The organism is Fodinicola acaciae, from assembly GCF_010993745.1.
GTDB classification, from domain to species: Bacteria; Actinomycetota; Actinomycetes; order Mycobacteriales; family HKI-0501; genus Fodinicola; species Fodinicola acaciae.
This window is the reverse complement of sequence record NZ_WOTN01000002.1, coordinates 1778030-1797952: the sequence shown is the minus strand read 5'-3', so window position 1 is coordinate 1797952 and position 19923 is coordinate 1778030. Positions and strand designations below refer to the sequence as shown.

23 protein-coding genes are annotated in these 19923 nt (G+C 66.8%); 10 read left to right on the top strand and 13 right to left on the bottom strand.

The window, feature by feature from the left end; all coding sequences use genetic code 11:
• The first annotated feature begins 10 nt into the window (after window positions 1-10).
• On the top strand, window positions 11-364 hold the full coding sequence (locus GNX95_RS23640) for a hypothetical protein (RefSeq protein WP_163509567.1): 354 nt from the start codon (window positions 11-13) through the stop codon (window positions 362-364).
• Here GNX95_RS23640 and GNX95_RS23635 read toward each other — a convergent pair.
• From GNX95_RS23635 to GNX95_RS23610, 6 genes are all read right to left on the bottom strand, one after another.
• Entirely contained in the window at window positions 289-1005 is a 717-nt protein-coding gene (locus GNX95_RS23635) for an L-ribulose-5-phosphate 4-epimerase (protein WP_163509566.1), read from the bottom strand. The two genes, GNX95_RS23640 and GNX95_RS23635, sit on opposite strands and share 76 nt — an antisense overlap.
• Window positions 998-1879, bottom strand: a complete 882-nt coding sequence (locus GNX95_RS23630) for a 6-phosphogluconolactonase (protein WP_163509565.1) — start codon at window positions 1877-1879, stop codon at window positions 998-1000. The genes GNX95_RS23635 and GNX95_RS23630 overlap by 8 nt, the downstream gene beginning before the upstream one ends.
• Window positions 1880-1889: 10 nt before the next feature.
• The gene (locus GNX95_RS23625; protein WP_163509564.1) at window positions 1890-2768 is read right to left on the bottom strand and encodes a carbohydrate ABC transporter permease; all 879 of its coding nucleotides are present in this window, start codon (window positions 2766-2768) and stop codon (window positions 1890-1892) included.
• Window positions 2768-3682, bottom strand: a complete 915-nt coding sequence (locus GNX95_RS23620) for a carbohydrate ABC transporter permease (RefSeq protein WP_222853840.1) — start codon at window positions 3680-3682, stop codon at window positions 2768-2770. Before GNX95_RS23620 ends, GNX95_RS23625 begins: the two co-directional genes overlap by 1 nt.
• Complete coding sequence (locus GNX95_RS23615) at window positions 3679-4980, bottom strand: ABC transporter substrate-binding protein (protein WP_163509563.1); 1302 nt, start codon at window positions 4978-4980, stop codon at window positions 3679-3681. Before GNX95_RS23615 ends, GNX95_RS23620 begins: the two co-directional genes overlap by 4 nt.
• Before the next feature lie 85 nt (window positions 4981-5065).
• Window positions 5066-5815 carry a GntR family transcriptional regulator gene (locus GNX95_RS23610; protein ID WP_163509562.1) on the bottom strand — a complete coding sequence of 250 codons (750 nt, stop codon included), beginning with the start codon at window positions 5813-5815 and terminating at the stop codon, window positions 5066-5068.
• 133 nt (window positions 5816-5948) lie between these two features.
• On the opposite strand from GNX95_RS23610, the gene GNX95_RS23605 reads away from it, so the two are divergent.
• From GNX95_RS23605 to GNX95_RS23590, 4 genes are read left to right on the top strand one after another with little or no spacing between them, the layout of a single operon-like run.
• The gene (locus GNX95_RS23605) at window positions 5949-6767 is read left to right on the top strand and encodes a spherulation-specific family 4 protein (RefSeq protein WP_163509561.1); all 819 of its coding nucleotides are present in this window, start codon (window positions 5949-5951) and stop codon (window positions 6765-6767) included.
• Window positions 6768-6778: 11 nt separating this feature from the next.
• Window positions 6779-7843, top strand: a complete 1065-nt coding sequence (locus tag GNX95_RS23600; protein WP_222853839.1) for an amidohydrolase family protein — start codon at window positions 6779-6781, stop codon at window positions 7841-7843.
• A 1-nt stretch (window position 7844) separates the two neighbouring features.
• Complete coding sequence (gene melA / locus GNX95_RS23595; protein WP_163509560.1) at window positions 7845-9161, top strand: alpha-galactosidase; 1317 nt, start codon at window positions 7845-7847, stop codon at window positions 9159-9161.
• Window positions 9158-10111, top strand: a complete 954-nt coding sequence (locus GNX95_RS23590; protein ID WP_163509559.1) for a carbohydrate kinase family protein — start codon at window positions 9158-9160, stop codon at window positions 10109-10111. Before melA ends, GNX95_RS23590 begins: the two co-directional genes overlap by 4 nt.
• Before the next feature lie 131 nt (window positions 10112-10242).
• On the opposite strand, the gene GNX95_RS23585 is transcribed toward GNX95_RS23590, so the two are convergent.
• The 3 genes from GNX95_RS23585 to GNX95_RS23575 form a co-directional block, all read right to left on the bottom strand.
• Window positions 10243-11130, bottom strand: a complete 888-nt coding sequence (locus tag GNX95_RS23585; protein WP_222853838.1) for a cytochrome P450 family protein — start codon at window positions 11128-11130, stop codon at window positions 10243-10245.
• Window positions 11131-11509: 379 nt separating this feature from the next.
• Window positions 11510-12772: a vanadium-dependent haloperoxidase gene (locus tag GNX95_RS23580; RefSeq protein ID WP_163509557.1), complete on the bottom strand. Its 1263-nt coding sequence runs from the start codon at window positions 12770-12772 to the stop codon at window positions 11510-11512.
• 50 nt (window positions 12773-12822) lie between these two features.
• Window positions 12823-13473, bottom strand: a complete 651-nt coding sequence (locus tag GNX95_RS23575) for a carbonic anhydrase (RefSeq protein ID WP_163509556.1) — start codon at window positions 13471-13473, stop codon at window positions 12823-12825.
• Between the two features lie 243 nt (window positions 13474-13716).
• Here GNX95_RS23575 and GNX95_RS23570 point away from each other — a divergent pair, with 243 nt between their 5' ends.
• Window positions 13717-14025, top strand: coding sequence for a hypothetical protein (locus tag GNX95_RS23570; RefSeq protein WP_163509555.1), 309 nt, complete (start codon window positions 13717-13719; stop codon window positions 14023-14025).
• Here the strand turns inward: GNX95_RS23570 and GNX95_RS23565 are convergent.
• A complete protein-coding gene (locus GNX95_RS23565; protein WP_163509554.1) occupies window positions 14006-15100 on the bottom strand; it encodes an alpha/beta hydrolase family protein in 1095 nt (364 codons plus the stop codon). The two genes, GNX95_RS23570 and GNX95_RS23565, sit on opposite strands and share 20 nt — an antisense overlap.
• On the opposite strand from GNX95_RS23565, the gene GNX95_RS23560 reads away from it, so the two are divergent.
• Window positions 15099-15314: a hypothetical protein gene (locus GNX95_RS23560; RefSeq protein WP_163509553.1), complete on the top strand. Its 216-nt coding sequence runs from the start codon at window positions 15099-15101 to the stop codon at window positions 15312-15314. The two genes, GNX95_RS23565 and GNX95_RS23560, sit on opposite strands and share 2 nt — an antisense overlap.
• A gap of 38 nt (window positions 15315-15352) precedes the next feature.
• Here the strand turns inward: GNX95_RS23560 and GNX95_RS23555 are convergent, their stop codons facing one another.
• Together GNX95_RS23555 and GNX95_RS23550 are read right to left on the bottom strand one after the other, a co-directional pair.
• The gene (locus tag GNX95_RS23555) at window positions 15353-15676 is read right to left on the bottom strand and encodes a hypothetical protein (protein WP_163509552.1); all 324 of its coding nucleotides are present in this window, start codon (window positions 15674-15676) and stop codon (window positions 15353-15355) included.
• Between the two features lie 146 nt (window positions 15677-15822).
• Entirely contained in the window at window positions 15823-16908 is a 1086-nt protein-coding gene (locus tag GNX95_RS23550; RefSeq protein WP_163509551.1) for a carboxylate-amine ligase, read from the bottom strand.
• 96 nt (window positions 16909-17004) lie between these two features.
• Between GNX95_RS23550 and GNX95_RS43860 the strand changes: the two genes are divergently transcribed.
• The 3 genes from GNX95_RS43860 to GNX95_RS23540 all read left to right on the top strand — a co-directional run bounded on the left by GNX95_RS43860 (window position 17005) and on the right by GNX95_RS23540 (window position 19447).
• The gene (locus GNX95_RS43860) at window positions 17005-17421 is read left to right on the top strand and encodes a hypothetical protein (RefSeq protein WP_281356945.1); all 417 of its coding nucleotides are present in this window, start codon (window positions 17005-17007) and stop codon (window positions 17419-17421) included.
• Window positions 17327-17758: an aminotransferase class I/II-fold pyridoxal phosphate-dependent enzyme gene (locus GNX95_RS43855; RefSeq protein WP_281356944.1), complete on the top strand. Its 432-nt coding sequence runs from the start codon at window positions 17327-17329 to the stop codon at window positions 17756-17758. Before GNX95_RS43860 ends, GNX95_RS43855 begins: the two co-directional genes overlap by 95 nt.
• Window positions 17759-18286: 528 nt before the next feature.
• Complete coding sequence (locus GNX95_RS23540; protein WP_163509550.1) at window positions 18287-19447, top strand: Bcr/CflA family efflux MFS transporter; 1161 nt, start codon at window positions 18287-18289, stop codon at window positions 19445-19447.
• Here the strand turns inward: GNX95_RS23540 and GNX95_RS23535 are convergent.
• Window positions 19416-19898 (bottom strand): anthrone oxygenase family protein, encoded by a 483-nt coding sequence (locus tag GNX95_RS23535; protein ID WP_163509549.1) that lies wholly within the window; start codon window positions 19896-19898, stop codon window positions 19416-19418. The two genes, GNX95_RS23540 and GNX95_RS23535, sit on opposite strands and share 32 nt — an antisense overlap.
• Window positions 19899-19923: the final 25 nt, after the last annotated feature.

The window sequence follows — 19923 nt, the reverse complement described above, 5'->3', positions numbered from 1 at the left end:
CGGTGGCCGCATGGTTGCGATGAGAGCCAGCTGGCTCTGCCTGGCCGTGGTCAGCGTCGGCATTCTCGGTTTCGGTGCGGTGGTGACGATCGTGCCGCCGGCCGGCGACAGCCTGCTCTACCGCGCCGACGGCCTCGCCTCCGTTGGCCTCGGCGGCTTCGGCCTGCTGCTCGCGGTGATCCCCTTCCGGCGGCGCGAGCGGTGGGCCTGGTGGGCATTGTGGTTCTATCCGGTGTTTTGGCTCGCACACCTGGTGTTCGGCCTGCCGCCGGGCACCGACCACATCCATCAGGTCGTGTTCATCGTGCTCTCGCTCGGCGGGCTGTTGCTGCCGGTGCGCCAGTTCTTTCCGGCGTCGCGCTGACCGTAAACGTGCTGATATCGATCGTGCAGGCGGTCGACGTCGTCGGTCTGGATGCGCGGCGGCGTGCCGAGTTGGCAGGCGAGGTGGGTCGTACGCGCCACGTCCTCGCACATGACCGCGGCCTTGACCGCCGCCTTGGCCGTGCCGCCGATCGCGAAAACGCCGTGGTTACGCATCAAAACCGCCGGCGAGCGTGACTTTCGCAGCGTGGCGACGATTCCACGGCCGATGTCGTCGCCGCCGATGAGCGCGAACGGCCCGATCGGGATGTCGCCGCCGAACTCGTCGGCCATCGCCGTCAGTACGCACGGAATCGGCTCGCCGCGCGCGGCCCACGCCGACGCGTAGGGCGAATGCGTGTGGACCACGCCGCCGACCTCCGGCATTTCGCGGTAAACGTACGCGTGCGCCGCGGTGTCGCTGGATGGCGACCATTTCCCGTCGACCAAGTTGCCGTCCAGATCGCAGACGACCATCGCGTCGGCGGTCAGCTCGGCATACCGTACGCCGCTCGGCTTGATCACCATCAGGTCCTCGCCGGGCACTCGCGCCGAGACGTTGCCGGAGGTCCACGCGACCAGGCCGTGGCCGGTCAGCTCGGCGTGCAGAGCGGCGACCTCGGCCCGCAACCGGTCAAACATCGAAGGCCCATTCCGGATGCCGGCTGATCGGGTGGTCGGCGGTCTCGACGGTCGCGGTCAGCAGCGCGTTTTCGTGCTCCTGCAGTAAAGTGATCGGATATTCCGCGGTCTGCGGGCTGAACAGCGCGACCCGCAGCGCGGTCTGCTTCCAGCCGCCGGTGTCGCTGAACAGCCGCACCTTCCTGGCCGACAGCACTTCGCGTACGCCCAGCGTCACCGACATCGGCGGCACGAACTGGTAGGCACCGCCGAGTTTGCGTTGCGCCAGCGCGATCACCGTGTCGACGTTGTTTTCCTGGATCCGCACCGAAGACGTACGCAGTTCGTCGACCGTCACGGTGCTCAGCGCGTTGCGCCTGGCCTGGTTGTAGGCGATGTGGCCGTCCTGACCCCACCCGCCGTACGTGAGATCGATCGGTGCCGCCGAAATCGCGTCCAGCACCTCGTCGACGGTGTCCGGCTCCAGCCAGTAACGATTGCCTTCCGGCACCGCCAGCTCCGGCCGGATCGGGTCGTAGAAGTGCCGCTGCATGTAGCCGCGAAACGAGTACGGATGCGCACGCGGCAGCACTTTGGCCTGCCAGTCAAGGCATTCGTCCATGTGGAACACCTCGACGTGGCGCAACCGTACGGACTGCTCGTTGACCAGCCGGCAAAACGGCTCCAGCCAGCCGGTCGGCCCGCACGGGACGATCACCCGGAACGGCCGGTTTTCCGTTGCCGCCGCGCGTATGTCCTCGACCAGCTCGGTCGCCATCAGCCGCGCCATCTCGGCGCGGTCGGCGCACAGCCGCAGCGCGACCCGGCGGTCCGGGTGGTCGAGCAGGTCGTCGACCGGCACGCCGCACCAGGTGTGCAGATCCTTCTTGTTCACAAGCAGCCCTTCATTTGAGGCCTGACATGGTCATGGTCGCGATGAACTGTCGTTGTACGAGCACGAAACCGATGATCAGCGGCAGGGTCGCCACGACGTTGCCGCTCATCAGCATCGACCAGTCGGTGCGCCGCGGACCCTGGAAGTTGGCCAGCCCGAGCTGGATGGTGTACCAGCGCTCGTCGCTGATCGCCACCAGCGGCCACAGCAGGTCGTTCCACGAACCCAGCAGGGTGAAGATCGTCAGCGTCGCCAGTGCCGGCTTCGCCAGCGGCAGGACGACCCGCCAGAACACCCCGAAAGTCGAGCATCCGTCGATCCGGCCGGCGTCCTCCAGCTCCGAGGGCAGCGACAGGAAGAACTGCCGCATCAGGAAAATCCCGAAAGCCGACGACAGCCACGGCACGATCGCGGCGGCCAGCGTGTCGACCAGGCCGAGCCGGCTGAACATCACGTACGTCGGGATCATCAGCAGCTGCGTCGGGATCATGATGGTGGCGATGATGGTGAGAAAACCGACCTGCCGGCCGCGAAACCGCAGCCGGGCGAAGCCGTATCCGGCCGCCGAGCACAACACCAGATGCGACAGCACCGCCGTGCCGGCGACAATGGCGGAGTTTCCGAGCCAGCGCAACGCCGGCGCCTGCGTGAACAGGCCGATGTAGCCGGTGATCTGTGGCGAGCTCGGCAGATAACGCGGCGGATAGGTGTTGATCTCCGCGGACGACATGAACGAGGTCAGGATCATCTGCACCAGCGGAAAGACGAAGACCAGCGCGACCGGCATGAGCAGCAGGTGCCACGGGCTGAACGGCAGCCGCCAGCGGCGCCGCCGTACGGCCGTTTCAGGCGAGGGCACGGCGTTTTCGATGACAGGGGTGGACAACATCAGAACGCCTCGATTCGCTTGAGGCGCGCATACACGATCATGCCGATCGTGATGAGCATGGTGACCAGGAACAGCACCAGCGCCGCGGCCGAGCCATAGCCGTAGTCGGCGAGCTCGAAAGCCTGGTGATAGACGAAATACACGATCGTACGCGTCACGCCGACCGGGCCGCCGCGGGTCGTCGTGAAGACCACGTCGAAAAGCTGCAAGGCCGTGATCGTCTGCCAGACACTGGTGAAAACCGTCACCGGCAGCAGCTGCGGCACGGTCACGCTACGAAACGCCTGCCAGCGCGACGCGCCGTCGATCTGCGCCGCCTCGTACAGCTCGGCCGGGATGTCCTGCAACGCGGCCAAATACACGACGACGGTGAACCCCAGCGCACCCCACAGCGCGACAACACACAGCACGAACATCGCCTGTTGTGGATCCTCCAGGAATCCCTGCGGCGGGATGCCGACCATCCGCAGTGCGGAGTTGATGATGCCGGCGCGTGGATCGAAGACGAAGTTGGCGAGGATGCCGGTCGCCGCCGCGGACATCACGAACGGCACGAAAATGCAGGTACGATAGAACGCCAGAAATTTGATCCGCCGGTTCAGCGCGACCGCCAGCAGGATGCCGACGAGGATGGACACCGGCACGAAGATCCCGGTGAACACCATCGTGTGCCGCACCGCGTCGTACATCTCCGGATCGGCCATCAACGCCGAATAGTTCCGGAACCCGATGTGTTTCGGCGCGGTGATGCCGTTCCAGCGTTGCTGGGAGATCAGCAGCGACCAGGCCGCCGGAAAGATCGACAGGCCGACGATGATCAGCGTGGCCGGGCCGACGAACAGCCACGCCGTCGCGTTCCGCCTGACCGCGACGGCCAGCCGGGCGCGGGACCGGTTGCGGCGCGGCGCGGTCAATTTTTCGCCAGACTCGCGTCGGATTTACGCGCGGCGGCGTTCAGCGCTTCCTTCGTACCCACCGTGCCCTGCAGCACTTGGCCGATCGCCTCGCCGACGGCGCGCGACAACGGCACATACCAGTCGTCGGTCGGGCGTGCCTGCTTGTCGTTGGCCAGGTTGTCGACCATCACGTCGACACCGGGAAAGTCCTTGACGAACTGCTTGTATTCCGCGGATCCCCGCTCGGACTTGCGCAGCGGCAGGTTGCCGGTGGCCATCGTCCACCTTGGATCGATCTGCGGCGACGACAGCCACTTCAGCAGCTGGAAGGTCCAGTACGCGCGGTTGGGGTCCTGGTGGTCGAAAGCGGTCCACACGTCCGGACCTGACACCGTCTGATGATCGCCGTTGTAGCCGGGCAGGATCTGCACGCCGTACGGTGTTTTGGCCTGGACGAAGGTGTAGAGCGACCACGGGCCGGTGATGAACAGCCCCATCTTGCCGCTGGCGAACAGCGGCTCGGCCTTCTGGTCGGTCTGGTCGATGAAGACGCTCTTGTCGTCCACCGCCATCGCGCGCCAGAAGTCCAGCGCCGCTACGCCGGCCGGCGAGTTGAACGCGGCCTTCCCGTTCGGCTCGGCGATCTTCCCGCCGAGCTGCCACAGCTGCGGCCACAGCCGCCAGGTGGTGTCCTCGCCGCCGCTCACGTGGAAGGCGGTCCCCCAGGTCTGCGTCGCCGGGTTGGTGATCTTCTTGGCGGCGGCGCGGAAGTCGTCCCAGGTCCAGTTGGCGGTCGGATACGGGATGTGGTTGTCGTCGAAGAGTTTCTTGTTGTAGACCAAGGCGAGATCGTCGACCAGCGACGGAAAGCCGATCACCTTGCCGCCGGGACTGCAGGCATGCCGCGCGGTGCTGGAAAACTCGGTCCAGTCGACCGACGGATCCTTGACCTGGTCGGTGAAGTCGAGCGTACGGCCGCTGGCCGCCAGCTGCCCGGTCCAGCTGCCGTAGGTGTAGGAGAGGTCCGGATAGTTGGTGGTGGCGAAGGCGGCCGTCAGTTTCTGCAGCAGCTCGGTGGTGGTCGGCGCGCCCGACGACAGCCGGATGGTGACATTGGGATGCAGCCGGGAAAAGTCCTTGGCCAGCTTCTGCAGCACCGCCTGCGGCTCACCGGCCTGGCCGGTCCACCAGGTCAGCGTGACCGGCGCTCTCGGGTCGGCGGCGACTTTCTGGCCGCCGCTGGTGCATCCGGTGAGCAGCAGTGCGGCCGCGGACAGCACGGCGATCACCGCGTAGGCGAGTTTTTTGGGTGCCATAACGGCCTCCTGGGGTGCGACCGTACGCGGGCATGGCCAAGCCAGGGTTTGTGCGTACGGTGAAAGAAAGAACGAAACCGACGTGCTACGAATGCACGCTGGCCCGGTAGCGGTACCGGTCGGCCCGATAGACGATGACGCCGCGTTCGATCGGCCGGCCGCCGGCGTCGCGGATCAGCTGCCGCACCTTCAGCAGCGGGAAACCCTCCTCGACTCCGAGCAGGCCGGCGAATTCGGCGTCCGCCACGATCGCCTCGATCTCGAGGTCGGCGCCGGCCGGTGCGGCGGCGGCAGCGCGAAACGCGTCGTGCAGTGATGCGGTGGAGAAATCCGTGCCGAGTGCGTCCGGCAGCAGGTCGCCGGGCACCAGGCTGTGATCGACCGCGACCGGCAGGCCGTTGAGCCTTCGCAGTCGCCGCAACGAAAACAGGCTCGTGCCGGCGACCAGGCCGAGCCGCTCGGCCTCCTCGAAGGTCGCCGGCCGCAGTTCCTGCGCGAGCACTTCGGAATCGGGCACGTGTCCCTTGGACCTGGCCATCTCGGTGAAGCTCATCAGCTTGCCGGGCGGCTCGGTCACCGGCGTACGGTCCGGCGCGCCGGCCGGAGCCGCCACGAACCAGCCGCGGCCGGCGCGCGACTCGACCAGGCCGCGGTTCTGCAGCTCGGTCAGCGCCTGCCGGAGGGTCACCCGGCTGACCGCGAAACGGCGGCACTGCTCGGCTTCGGACGGCAGCCGGGATCCGGCCGGCGCCGTCCGCAGCTCGCCGGCGAGCGCCGCCGCGATCTGTTCCCAGCGCGGTGCGGTCGCTTCCGGCGCGACGGTGTCTGTCTCCACGCTCGCCATGCTGCCCGCCGGGATTCATACCTGTCAAGGCGCGGGACCAAACAAGTTCATACAAGTTATTGACATGTCTGCCCGTCGGGAAGCACTATCTCCCGCATCCCCCGCTACCGAAAGGACACCAGCGATGGCACGAAAACGCCTCGCGGTCGCCGCCGCGATCGCCATGCTGTTCACCGGCGCGAGTCCGGCCGCCGCGTACTGCGCGCCGGCCCAGAACGTCGCGGTCCCGGCGTATTTCAGCCCGTCCCCCGGAGCCGGCCTGGACGCGTGGAACCAGCTCATCGACACCACGCCCGCCGGCGGCGTGGTGGTCTTCACCGTCGGCAATCTCGGCCCCGGACCGACACCTGACCCGGATTATCAGGACGTGGTACGCCGCGCTCAGGCAAAAGGCATCAAAGCGGTCTGTTACGTCGAAACGCTGGAAGCGAACGGTGTTGACGTACGACCACTGGCGGACGCGAAACGCGACATCGACCGCTGTTTCGCGCAATATCAGCCGGCCGGCATTTTCCTCGACGAGGTGCAGGGCACGACCGCGCGGCTGGCCGGCGTGCGGACGTTGTCGGCGTACGTCCGGCAAAACCATCCGAACGCCCTGCGCGTGCTCAACGCCGGCCAGAACACCGTCGAGGCGTACGCCGACATTTCCGATATCCTGGCGATTTTCGAGGGCCCATGGTCAGGAAGTCCGGTCGGCTACAACTATCAGGACTGGCAGCCGGACGCCTGGGTGGCCAGCTGGATCAGCACCCATCCCAACGGTGCCAGCCATTTCTGGCACATGGCATATGCGACCAGCGCCGCCGATCTGGCCGCCGCGGTAGCCAGATCGCGGACTTTGCAGGCAGGCTACGTCTATGTGACCGATGGCACCGGTGACGAACGTTGGGATCACCTGCCGCCGTACTGGCAGCAGGAGATCGACTCCGTCTACGACTGAGAGGAACGCCTGTGACGAGCCTGTCCGACTACCGGCCGCGTTCGCAGCTCGTTCTGCCTGAACATCGGGTCGAGCGCGCGCGTTTTCCCGCCGTGGACGCACATGCGCACCTCGGCAGGTGGCTCAGCGACTGGGTCGGCCGCGATGGCCAGTGGCTGGTGCCGGACGTGTCGACATGGCTGGACGACATGGATCGCTATGGCGTCCGTGCCTTCGTCAACCTGGACGGCAGATGGGGCGCGGAGCTGGAAGCGAACCTCGATCGCTTCGATCGTGCCTTTCCCGGCCGGATCGCCACTTTCTGCCACGTCGACTGGTCGGCGTTGGCCAGACCCGGTCAGGCGGACCAGCTCGTCACCGGCCTGGCCGCGTCGGCAGCCGCCGGCGCGGCTGGCCTCAAGGTCTGGAAAGATCTCGGCCTGCACGTACGCGATCACCGCGGCGAGCTGGTGTTGCCCGATGATCCGCGGCTTTTCGACCTCTGGTCGGCCGCCGGTGACCTCGGCGTCCCGGTCTGGTGGCACGTGGCAGATCCGGTCGCCTTCTTCGAGCCGGTCGACGAACGCAACGAATACCTGGAAATGCTCGCCGGCCGACCGGCCTGGTCGTACGCGGGCGGCGCGTTTCCCCGCTTTCACCGGCTGATCGACGCGATGGAAGCGGTCGTCGCGGCGCATCCGTCGACCACGTTCGTGGCAGTGCATGGCGGCAACTACGCGGAAAATCTCGGCTGGGTCAGCCGAATGCTCGACACCTACCCGAATCTGCACATCGACATCGCCGCGCGCGTCGCGCAGCTCGGCCGGCAACCCCGGGCGACCCGCGCTCTGCTGGTGGCGCATCCGGACCGGGTCCTGTTCGGATGCGACGAAATCCCGTCCACCGGAGAGAGCTATCCGATCCATTTCCGGTTTCTGGAAACCGCCGACGAGTGCTTCCCGCACTCGCTGGACGATCCGCCGTCCTTTGGCCGGTGGACGATATCCGGCCTGCATCTGCCGGACGACACATTAGCCAACATTTACGCCGGCAACGCGCTGCGGCTGCTGCCGCGGCTGTCGGTCGAGGAGACATGACATGACCAAGATCGCGGTGATCGGCGCCGGTGGCTACGAGTTTCCGCTGCGGTTGATGAACGACTTCCTGTCCTTCCCCAGCCTGCGCGACGCCACGTACGCACTCATGGACGTCGACCCGATCGCGCTGAAACGCGCCGACCGGCTGGCGCGCCGGCTGGTCGACAGCCGGGGTTTTCCGGCGGTTGTCGAGCCGACCACGGATCGGCGCAAAGCCCTGTCCGACGCCGATTTCGTCGTCACCTGCTTCCAGGTCGGCGGCCGCGAGGCATACGCGTACGACGTGGAGATCCCGCGGCGCTATGGCATCGACCAGACCGTCGGCGACACGCTCGGGCCTGGCGGGGTTTTCCGTGGCCTGCGGTCGATGCGCGCGCTGGACGACATCGTCGGTGACATGGCCGCGCTGTGTCCGGACGCATTGTTGTTGAACTACGCCAATCCGATGTCGATCAACTGCTGGTTCGCGGCCGGCGCCGGCGCGCGTACGGTCGGCCTCTGCCATTCTGTGCAGCACACGGCCGACGAGCTGGCCGCCATCGCCGGCTACCAGGACTGGAGCTTTCGCGCGGCCGGCATCAACCACCAGGCCTGGATGCTGGAGTTCCGGAATCGCGGCCTGGACGTACGCGCCGAGCTGGCCGCCGCGGTCGAGGCCTACCAACGCGGCGAACGCGAGCCGGCCGAGCCGATCGACGAGTGGTATGCCGGCGGCCGCGAGGGCGTACGCACCGAAATCCTGCGGCTCACCGGATATTTCCAGACCGAGTCCAGCCACCACGCGTCCGAGTATTACCCGCATTTTCGCCGTACGCCTGCCGACGTCGAGCGTTTTCTGCCGCAGCGCTGGGATTATCTGGAGTTGACGAAGGCAACCACCGATGCCGACCAGGAGAACCTCGCCGACGAGCTCGCCGCCGGGGAGCTGGAAGTCAGCGAAGAATACGCGGCCCGGATCGTCGACTCGGTCGTGACGAACACGCCGCGTACGGTTTATGGCAACGTGCCCAACACCGGCCTGATCACCAATCTGCCGGACGGTTGTTGCGTCGAGGTGCCGTGCCTGGTCGACGCGTCCGGTGTGCAGCCGACCCAGGTCGGCGCGCTGCCGGCCGCCTGCGCCGGCCTGAATCTCGCGTCGGTCGGTTTCCAGGGTTGCGTGGTCGAGGCCTATCGGCAACGGTCGCGGGATGTGGTGTATGCGGCGGTTTCCATGGACCGGCTGACCAGCTCGCTGCTCAGCCTCGACCAGATCCGCGCGATGACCGACGACCTGATCGAGGCGCAGCGGCAGTGGCTGCCGGAGCTGACGCGATGACCGCGTACGACGCCGTCGTCGGCACCGGCGGGATCGGCACCGGCATCGTCTTCGCACTGGATTCCGACCACACCATCGGCCGCGAGGAGAGCCGCGCCGCCGATCTGTTGGACAGCCGCGACTATGCCAAACTCCATATCGTCTGTCACTATCTGCGTAAGTTGTTGGGACCGGAGTTTCCGGTCGTGCCGATCGGAGCGGTCGGTGCGGACGACCGCGGCACCGGCCTGCTGGACGAGTTTCACACGACCGGCCTCGACGCCACCTACGTACGCACCGACACCAGCCATCCGACGCTTTTCGCCGTGTGCTTCAGCTATCCGTCCGGCGAAGGCGGCAACCTCACCTCGCGGAATTCCGCCAGCTCCAGCGTCGGACCGGCGGACGTACGCGCGGCCTTGCCGGTTTTCCTTGAGCATCGCGGCAAAGGAATCGCGCTGGCGCTACCAGAGGTGCCGATCGCGGCGCGGTCCACGCTGCTCGACCTCGCCACCGACCACGGTTTTCTCCGCGTCACCGCTTTTGTCAGCGGAGAGGCCGAACAAGCGCGGTCGCTGCTCGACCGCACCGATCTCGTCGCGATCAACCTCGACGAGGCCCGAGCGCTCGCACGGACAGCGGCGACCGACCCGGTCGACATCGTCGGCGCGGTGGTCGATGCTTATCCGAAGGTCGACATCGTCGTCACGGCTGGAAAATCCGGGTCGTGGGCCTGGGACGGCGTCGAGCTCGTGCACGCTCCGGCGCTTCCGGCCGTGGTCGCCAGCACCGCCGGTGCCGGCGACGCCTACCTCGCCGGTCTGGTCACGGCGCTCGTACGCGGCGAAAGACTGCACGACGCGACCACCTACGGCGCGGTCGTCGCGATGCTCAAGGTCGCCAGTCGCCACACCATCAACCCCGACATCACGGCGGAATCCGTCGCCGCCGCGATCACTCACCTCGGCTGATGGTCGCAAGGCCCCATACTTGCATCCAGCGCCCTTTTTGAGGTCGGCCGCCGCGAAGGCGCCACCAACCCGAAACGCAACGAAAATGAAGAGCCCGGCCCTCCCGACGCAACAAAACAGAAAAGCCAACCTCACGAACGGGCGCCGAGACGGACGGGGAGCGATTCGAGCCCGTGCATGAGGCTGACGGCACGCCAGCGGAGTTGCTCAGGAGAAACCGCCAGCGACAGTCCGGGAAAACGCGGGATCAGAGCGCCGAATGCGACCTCGGCCTCCATGCGGGCCAGCGACGCGCCGAGGCAGTAATGAATGCCGTGACCAAACGCCAAATGCGCGCTGGTGTTTCGGTCGAAGTCGAGGCGTTCGGGATCGGGGAACTGCGCGGGATCGTAGTTGGCGGAGCTGGTCACGATGAAAACCCACTCGCCTTGCGGAATAACGACGTCTCCGATCGTTGTCTCCTGCGTGGTGAACCGATCCGTCGAATGCCGCACCGGATTCGTAAACCTGAGCAGTTCCTCGACGGCGGCCGGCAGCACAGAAGGATCCGCGCGAAGGCGTGCCAACTCAGTCGGATGTGTGAGCAGCGCCAGAATGCCGTTGCCGATCAGATTGACCGTGGTGTCGAAACCGGCCATGACGAGCTGGAAAGCGAGGGACCGAGCTTCGACATTGGTCAGGCCATCCTCGCCAGCGAGCCCCGACAGCACGTCCTGTCCCGGTTTCGCGCGTTTGACAGCGATCAGCTCGTCGAAATACGCGCCGAGCTTCTGCGTGACGCGCGCTGCCCGCTCTGGTTTGTCGTAGTCGGCCACGGTCGCGGAAATCATGCGGCGGTCCGATTCCGGGATCCCCAGCAGGTCGCAGAGCATCGTGATCGGCAGCGGGCGCGCGTACGCGTCGAGGAGATCGACCACCTCGTCGCCGGCTGCCGCCAGGTCGTCCAGCAACACCGCGACCGTTTGCTCCGCGCGCTGACGAAGCCGCGCCACGCTGCGCGGGGTGAACGCCTTCTGCACCAACCGACGCAGTCGCGTGTGGTCCGGTGGATCGGTGTTGAGCAGGTGCGCGTGCACACCGCCAGCGCTTTCGCTCGGCCGGGACCTCGCGCTGCCTGGCCAACGATGGAGGTCGTTGGCCAGCCGCGGGTCTGCGAAAGCCAGCCGCGCGTCGGCGTAACGCGTGATGAGCCAAGCGATCCGCGTCTGACCCGGCAACCGGACCGGCGCGATCGGCTGGGACTCGCGCAACGACGCGAAAAACCTCGTCGAGTCCTGGAAATAGGACTCTTCGTCGAGAGACGCCGGAAGAATCGCATCGGTCATGTCCGGCCACGCTAGTCCGCGGACCGGATCCTCACCACGGATTTTCCGGGCGCGAACTCGACGTTTGGCCGTCTCAAACGTCGAGTTCGCTGATCCGCTGTCGGATGGCGGCGCGGGTGAGGACGTACGCGGCCACCTGGCGGCCGAGTTGTTGTCCGGCGACGTGGTCGAGCCGCGTGTGGATGCCGGCGTAGATGCGGCTCAGGCCGGCCTCGTCGGCGGCGTCCTGATAGCGTACGAACGACCGGCTCACCCCAGGCAGCACCTCGGAGCTGACGATAAACCGGTCAACCGGGCCGAAAAACGCGCCGAGGACGCTGGCGCCTGCCTCGCCGATGACGCTGTGCGCACCCGGATACGACGGGTCCGGCGGCGTGGTGGCCAGCGGATTCCAGTCCGGAATGGCGGTCGTCGCCGGGTTGCCGTCGGTGTCGGCGGCGCGGATCGCGGTGACCGGCCGCCACCGCTCGAAGTGATATTTGGCGCCGTAGAAGGCGATCGTGGCATCGGCGAACGTCACGTCGAGCACCGCGAAAAGCCGAGCCGTCGCGGACAGTCCGAGGTGATGCCGCAGCGCCGCCGCCTGCGCGATCTCGTTCCAGTAGTTCCAGATCGGCGCGGCCCAGAACTTCGCCTGCGTTGTCTGGTCCGCCGTACGCGTCGTGCTGCTGTCGCGGCCGAGGCTGCTCACCTCGTTGATGGCACGTGCGTATTGACGGCTGCTCAACGCCGGGTACGGCCGCGGCCGGAACTGGTTGGCGCCTGTCAACACAAATGGCCGCACATTGGCCCAGTGCGTGAAAACCGGCTTCGGAAACGCCGGCGGAGTGAGCTGGTAGTCACCGGGCTGGTGGCCGGCGACGAATGGCGGCGGAGTCGCGTCCGACCCGTCGTACGCACGCGCGGCGAGCACGGCGCGGGCCGAGGACGCACCGATGTGAATGCCGCTGGATTTCGCCGATCCATCGGGAATCGCGCCCAATTCGTCGGCGAGCTGGCGGTCGAGTGCCGTCCGTTGCGCCGGGTAAAGCGCGGCGAGCGAGTCGTGCGCCGCCTGCGCGGCCGCGGCTTCTGAGGCGTTGGCCCCGCGTACGGCGTGGGTCGCGGACAGCACGGCGTCGTAGATCGCCACCTGCATGATCGCAAAACTTCGGGTCGGATGTTTGGTCGCCGGCTGCGCTCCCGCTGTTCGGACGATTTTCAGCAGCGCCGCGTTCCAGTCGACGACCAGCTTTCCACTCGCCTGTCTCGTGTCAGCCGTCGCGGCCGGCGCAGACGTTGTGGTTGTGGCGATCATCGCCATAATGACGCTGATCACGGCCAATACCTTCCTCATCTGGTCTCCTCTGCTTATCGGGTTTCGCGCAAAGGAGATAGCGACGAGGGTTACGACACGTTCTCGCTGAGCGACGTGGTCGTTTCCAGGCCGCGGGTGGTGACGAGGTTCGCGCGGCCGTCGGCCAGCTGATAGCGCAGGCCGACGACGGCGACCTGGCCGGCGGCGACCCGTTCGCCGAGGACCCGTGAGCGGTCCAGGAGCAGGTCGACGGTGTGCCGTACGTGCTCGGCGATCAGCTCGTCGGCGGCCACCCGGCCGGCGGCCCTGGCGGCGAGCATGCTCGGCGTGACGCGTTCGATGACATCTCGGACATAGCCGGCTGGCGACTTGCCGTCCTCCAGCGCCGCGTACGCGGCCCCGACCGCGCCGCAGGAGTCGTGGCCGAGCACCACCACCAGCGGGCAACCGAGCAGGTCCACGCCGTACTCGATGCTGCCGAGCACCTCCGGGCCGATCACGTGACCGGCCGTACGCACCACGAACAGGTCACCGAGGCCGCGGTCGAAGATGATCTCCGCGGCCAGCCGCGAGTCCGAGCAGCCGAACAGCACCGCGAACGGACGCTGCGCCGGCGCGATCTCGGCCCGCCGCGCCGCGTCCTGGTTCGGATGCTCGGCGATGCCGTCGACGAAGCGCCGGTTGCCGGCCAGCAGCAGCTCGTACGCGTCCGCGGGGGTCGGAGACTCGATCTCGGCCATAACCGCAGCCTAGCCGCGCGAACGACCGCGATGAGAATCGGAAAAGTGACATAGATCAATGAGATCCGGCTTGCCTTCGGCTCATTGTCCGACTTTCCAGTGCGATTCGGAGGACACCTCCGAATCGACGGCGCAGGCGTGGGCGACTTCCGCGGCAAAAGTGGCCCACGTTCGCACATTCGATTCCAAACACGATTCGCGATTAGTCGTGATCGCCGCGGGTACTGGCGGACGGCGGCCACCGTGACCGCGGCGGAGGTGACGGACATGAGTGGTCGGACCTACTACATCACTGGCGACCTGCCGTATTTCGTCATCGAGTGCGACATGTGCGGGATGACTTACGCGCGCTACGACGATTTTTGCTACAGCTGGGTGGCTTTACGGTCGGTCGCCGGCGATGACGGCTGGCTTGTGGACGAACGGATCGACGGCCGCTGCACCTGCCGAATGTGCGCGGACACGTCCCGGGGAAACGCAGCGGCGATCACGAAGACCGTCCCGGCGTTACGTACGCCCAAAACCAGCCGGACTAACGTCCAGTCAGTTTGACCTCGGGAAACCGCGACGAGGGCCGGTCCAACAAACGGCGCGGAATGCCGCGCAGGTGCTGGTCGACGAACGCGCGGACGTACGCACGCGTGATGTCGACCGAGCGCGTGCCTGTCAGCTTGCTGCCGAGATCGACACCGATCTGCTGGGTCAGCACGTCATAGTCGGTGAACGAGGCGTGCACCGCGCCGGTCACCGCGAGCCGGCGTTTCCAGCCGGTCAGGCGCGACCAGTTGCTGTCCCACGAAGGGTCCGCGGCATCCTCGCCGAAAAGCAGGAACGGCCGGGAAAGTCCACTCGCCGGCAGGTCCTTGAACATCGTGCCGTCCAGGTCGGCCCCAGCGCGTACGCGCGGATCGGCCAGCATCGTCTCGCCGACGCTCGCACCACCCATCGACATGCCGACCATCGCGATCCGGGACCGGTCCACCAACGCGCGACGGGTCAACTCGTCGAGCACGAAAGAAACATCGCGCGCGCGACCTTCCACGACCTTCTTCTCGAAGTCCGGGTTGTCCTGCTGTGCGCACGCGAGGCAGGTGACGACCCGGCCACCGGGAAAGGTCATGCCGGCGTTCTCGTACGTGTGGTCGATGCCGGCCACCAGATATCCCCAACTTGCCAGTTCCTCGGCCAAAGACGTGAGCGAGCTGCGCGGCCAGTTGAATCCGGGAGAGAGCACGACGAGCGGCAGATGGCGGCCGGCCGGTGCGGCATCGGGGTAGGCGTCGGTGCGGGTTTTGCTGAGCACGTCGAGCGGTACGTTGGTGATGTCACCGCTGCGCAGCAGCAGCTCCGACTCTTTTGCCGTCATGTAAGGCGCTCGCTGCTTGCCACGCGACTTCGCCGGATACCACAAGGAAACCATGAGCTCCCGCGCCTTGACCGACGGGACCCACGGATCCGCGCGCGAGGTGTCCTTCAGATACAGCGAGGTGGTGCCGACCGGATGAGGACCGGTCGGCTCAGGCAGATACGGCGTGCTGGTCGCCGCCGAGGCCGCGCCGGACACGGCCAGAACGAGGACGAGCAGTCCGGCGACGACGGCCGATCGAACATGGGTTCTTTTACGCATGGCCGCCATTTTGCTGCCGGCCGCGGTGGCCGGACATCGACTTGGAGGACCGTTCGACGCCGCAGCAAACCGTACTTTTGACCGGTCCGACCCGGCTGTGCGGCTTGTCCGTGCCGGCGGCACCGGCTGGAACCTCGCGGCCAGGTTGGTGCTGGGCGACCCGACCGGCGACCCGCTTCTGCGCTGGCGTTTCGGTGAGCGAGTACGCGATTAGGGTCCATGGCGGGAAAACCGCGTACTCGATCCCGGTTTCTACGCTGGACAGTTGCCGGCCTGGCTGGCGCCGATGATGCCGCCGAAGTCGCCGCCGACCCAGCCGAGCTTGCGGATCTGGCCGGCGTCGACGCAGATGTAACGCTCGTGCGGTGGGTCGTAATGCGTGACCTCCACGCGATGCGGAATCCGGTCGCAGTTGTGCCAGTAACCCCAACCGTCGACGACGAACCAGCCGCATGGCCAGGCCGCCGGTGACACCGCCTCCGGTGAGGTGGTGGTCGCCGCGGATGCCGGAGCCGGGGCTCCGATGGCGAGCGCGATCGCCGCGCCGGCGACGGCCGCCAACACGAGTTTCTTCATGGATACTCCAATCGATGAGAACCGCCGAACTGGAAGTTCCCGCCAATCGTTACATCACCGGTCAATCTTGCAGATTTCTCATCAGCGGCAAGGTTTCTGCAAGGTTGTGACGCGCTGGAGTGTGCACAGCTGACGCTGGAGTCCGGCTAGCCGGCCACGACCATTTCGTCGACGACGTCGGCAAGATCGTGCCGGCGCGCGTACGCGTCCCGCTGTTTCTTGGCTCCGCCACCACTTTCCAGCACGTCGTGCAACGTACTGTCGATGAAATCCTCGTCTCCCAAGGCTTTCAGCGTCGGCGCCAGGTCGGTGACGAGATCGCGCAGCTGAGCGACCGCCGGGCGCAGGCTCTGACCGTCTGGCGTCAGGCATGACCCCGACAGGCCGTCGCGTGCGGCACGCCAGAAACTCGCGCGCAAAACTTCGGTCGGCACGGCGATCGGCGGCCGGCCGGACTCGATGTCGTCGAGCGCGCGTGCGACCAACGCGCGTACCAGCGCGGCCGCCATCGCCGCGACCACCGGCTCGGCGGTCACGTCGCAGACCCGCATTTCGATCGTCGGATGCTGGTCGGACAGCCGTACGTCCCAATAGAGCATGCCGCGGTCGAGCATCGCGCCGGACCGCAACATCGCCGCCACCGACGCCTCGTATTCGTCCAGCGAACCGAAAACCGGCGGCGGACCGGACGACGGCCAGCGTGACCACAGCACCTGGCGCCAGCTCGCATAGCCGGTGTCGCGGCCTTCGGTGTACGGCGAATTCGCTGTGAGCGCAAGGAAAAGTGGCAGCCACGGACGCAGATGACTGGCGATGCGCACGCCGGTCTCTCGGTCCGGCAGGCGTACGTGCACGTGGCAGCCGCAGGTGCTGCCGGTCTGGGTGATCTCACCGAAATGCTCGGCCATCCGGCGATAGCGGTGCTCCGGGGTCAGCTCCAGCGGCGAGTTTTGCGGCAGGATCGGCGTCGCGGTGGCGACCAGTCGCCCACCGCGCCGCGCGGCCGCGCGTGCCAACCGGCCGCGCATGTCACTCAACGCGGTGAGCACCTCCTGCGCGGTCCGGCACACCGACGAGGCCGCCTCGACCTGACAGCGCGCCAACTCGCGCTGCAGTTCGCCGTCCGGCTCAGCCGTGTTGTCGGCAATGGCCGGCCCCATCGCGGACAGCGCGCCGTCCGCCGTCACCAGCAGAAACTCCTCCTCGACCCCGACGGTCAGGTCCGTGTCCACGAGATGGCTGGTACCCGCTTCACCGGCCGGCAAACCGGCCGGCGGTCCTTTGTGGACAGGCCGTTTGGCTCGGCCACGACGGGGCACTCTGGCGGCATGGACCACGAACGCGCGGCCGGTGCTGGATGCTCTTCACGACTATCACGCGCGCAAATACACGCCGTTCAACGCACCGGGACACAGCAGCGCCGAGGCGTCGATCCGCGCGTACTGGACGTGGTCGGCAAGGACGTTTTCGCTTCCGACATCATTTCCCTCAACGGCCTCGACGACCGGCTGATGCGCAATGGCGCACTTTCCCGGGCGCGGGACCTCATGACCGACGCGGTCGGCGCCGACCACACGTTCTTTTCCACCTGTGGCAGCTCTCTGTCGGTCAAGAGCGCGATGCTGGCGGTGGCCGGCGCCGCGCGAGAAGATGCTGGTCGTGCGGCACGGGCACAAATCGGTGATCTCCGGCCTGATCAGCAGTGGCGTGGAACCGGTGTGGGTGCATCCCAACTGGGATGGTGAACGGCACCTGGCTCATCCACCTAGCGCGGAAAAGGTGACGAAGGCCTTACGTGACGACTCCGACGCGAAAGGGCTGCTCGTCACCCCGACCGATTACGGAACATGTGGCGACATCGAGAAAATCGCCGATGCCTGCCGTGCGCACGACCGTACGCTGATCGTCGATGAGGCCTGGGGTGCGCATCTGCCGTTCCATCCGGATCTGCCGCCGCGGGCCATGGACCGCGGCGCGGACCTTTGTGTGACCAGCGTGCACAAAATCGGCGCCGCGATCGAGCGTGCATTGGGGATGCGGCTGCGCGTTTGTGGGCGGGGCTGGGTTTTCTGGGCTTGCTAGGTCACGTGTGAGAAGCAACCCGTCGGTCTGGACGCCGTCACAGCGTCCGGAGTGGTGCTGGTGTGACTGGCGTGGCTGATAATGCGGGTGAGGCGGGCTGACTGCGTAATACTTGTTTAACAAGACATCAAAACGGGCATTTGTTGCAGCCAGCAGTCACAACAGCATTGTCAGCCTCAGTAGTCACACCCGTCACAGCCTCCAGGGATCGCGGCGGCGTGAAAGCCTTGTTTCTTGCATCCAGCGCAAGTAACTCGACATTCATGCCGCCCGCGAACCTCTCAAGCCGGACATTTAGCGCTCCACGTGCGTCCGGATCCCACATACTGGACCCTCACGCCACCCACCGGGACGCCACGGCACCGCCGGCGCCCCAGCCACACTCCTGGTCCGGTTTGTCCGTTCTCCCCCGTCGGCGAGAACGGACAAACCGGACCGCCCCCAAACGCAAACAAAATGCGGACGTAACCGCCCAAAGCACACCGATCAAAAACCCATATTTTACAACGTTGTAATAGCATCAACCCCATGCTGGTCATCCTGATCATGGGACTGCTGACCGCGCTCGGCCCGCTGACGATCGATTTGTACGTGCCGGCGTTTCCGGTGTTGGGTGGGGAGTTCGGCGCCAGTGCGACAGAGCTTCAGCTTACGTTGGCGGCGACGACCGCTGGGTTGGCCGTTGGACAGCTGGTCGCGGGGCCGGTCAGCGATTGGATCGGGCGGCGGCGGCCGCTGGTGGGTGCGGCCACGGGGCTGCATGTTGTCACGAGTGTCGGGTGCGCTGTCGCGCCGGCGGTGCCGGTGCTGATTGCGTGCCGGTTTGGCCAGGGGCTCGGCGCGGCGGCTGGAAATGTCCTGGTGCTGGCGATGATCCGCGACCGTGCGTCGGGGCCGCGGCTGGTACGGATGCTGGCGCGCGTGACCCTCGTGACGACCGTCGCGCCGCTTTTCGCGCCGGTCGTCGGCGCGCAGCTTCTGGGCTTCGGCTGGCGGATGATTTTCGCCGTACTCGCCGCATTCAGCGGCCTTCTGCTGTGCGCTGTCACGCTTCTGCCGGACAATCGGTCACAGGCTCGACAATCCGCCGACGTACTCGCCGGCGCGCGTACGGTGCTCGGCAGCCGGCGATTCCTCGGTGTCGTGGTGGCTGGCGGCATGGTCTACGCGAGCATCTACGCGTACGTCGCCGCCTCGGCCTTGCTGTTCGAAGACGGATTCCACCTGTCGCCGGCCGCCTTTTCGGTGATATTCCTGGTCAACTCGCTCGGCGTGGTGGTCGGCGTGCAGGCCGGCGGCATGCTGGCGCGCCGCCTCGGGTCGGCGCGCATGCTCGGCTGCGGCACGGTCGCGATGCTGGTCACCGCACTGGCGCTGCGCATCGTGACCGACACCTTCGGCCTGCCGGCGCTCGTGGTCATGTTGTGGCTGTTCATCACCGCCTGCGGCACGTGTTTTCCGCCCGCGCACGCGCTTTCCCTCGACGACAACGGCGAGCAGGCCGGCACCGCCGCGTCGATTTTCGGCTTCTCGACGCTGGCATTCGCGGCGATCGTCACACCATTGACGGGATTGTTCGGGAAAGTCGACGCGGCGGCCATGTCGACGGTCCTGATCGGCTGCTCGGCGGTCGCGGTGCTGGCGACCTGGATCGTCGTCAAGCCGGTCGTTTTGAGCCACGCGCGGTGAGCAGGCCGACGGTCAGCGCGGCGAAAGCGCCGGTGGTGGCGAGCGCACGGACGATGTTCCACGCAACCCACGCCGACTCGAAGCCGGCCCGGTCACCGCCGGCCGCAAGCTGGTCGTTGAGCGGGATGTTGACCGCCGCCGTGACGCCGAGTCCGACCAGGTTGAGCAGCGCGGCGCCGGTGATCCAGGCCGCGGACGTACGCGACCCGCGCCGCCACGAGATCGCCGCCGCGACGACGTTCAACGCCGGCGCTCCGAGGAAGCTGAGCAGAAACACCGGATTCACGATGACCACGTTGATGTGGTTCATCGCGGCCGAGAACGCGCGGTCGTCGAGCTTGGCCAGGCCGGGCATCACGGACGAGGCGTACGCGTAGTAAACACCGCCGAGCAGGCCGGTCAGTACGGTGGCCGAGGCGGTCACGGCGCCTCTGACGGGATGAGTTGTCATGCCGACAAAGTCAACGCGTCCGCGG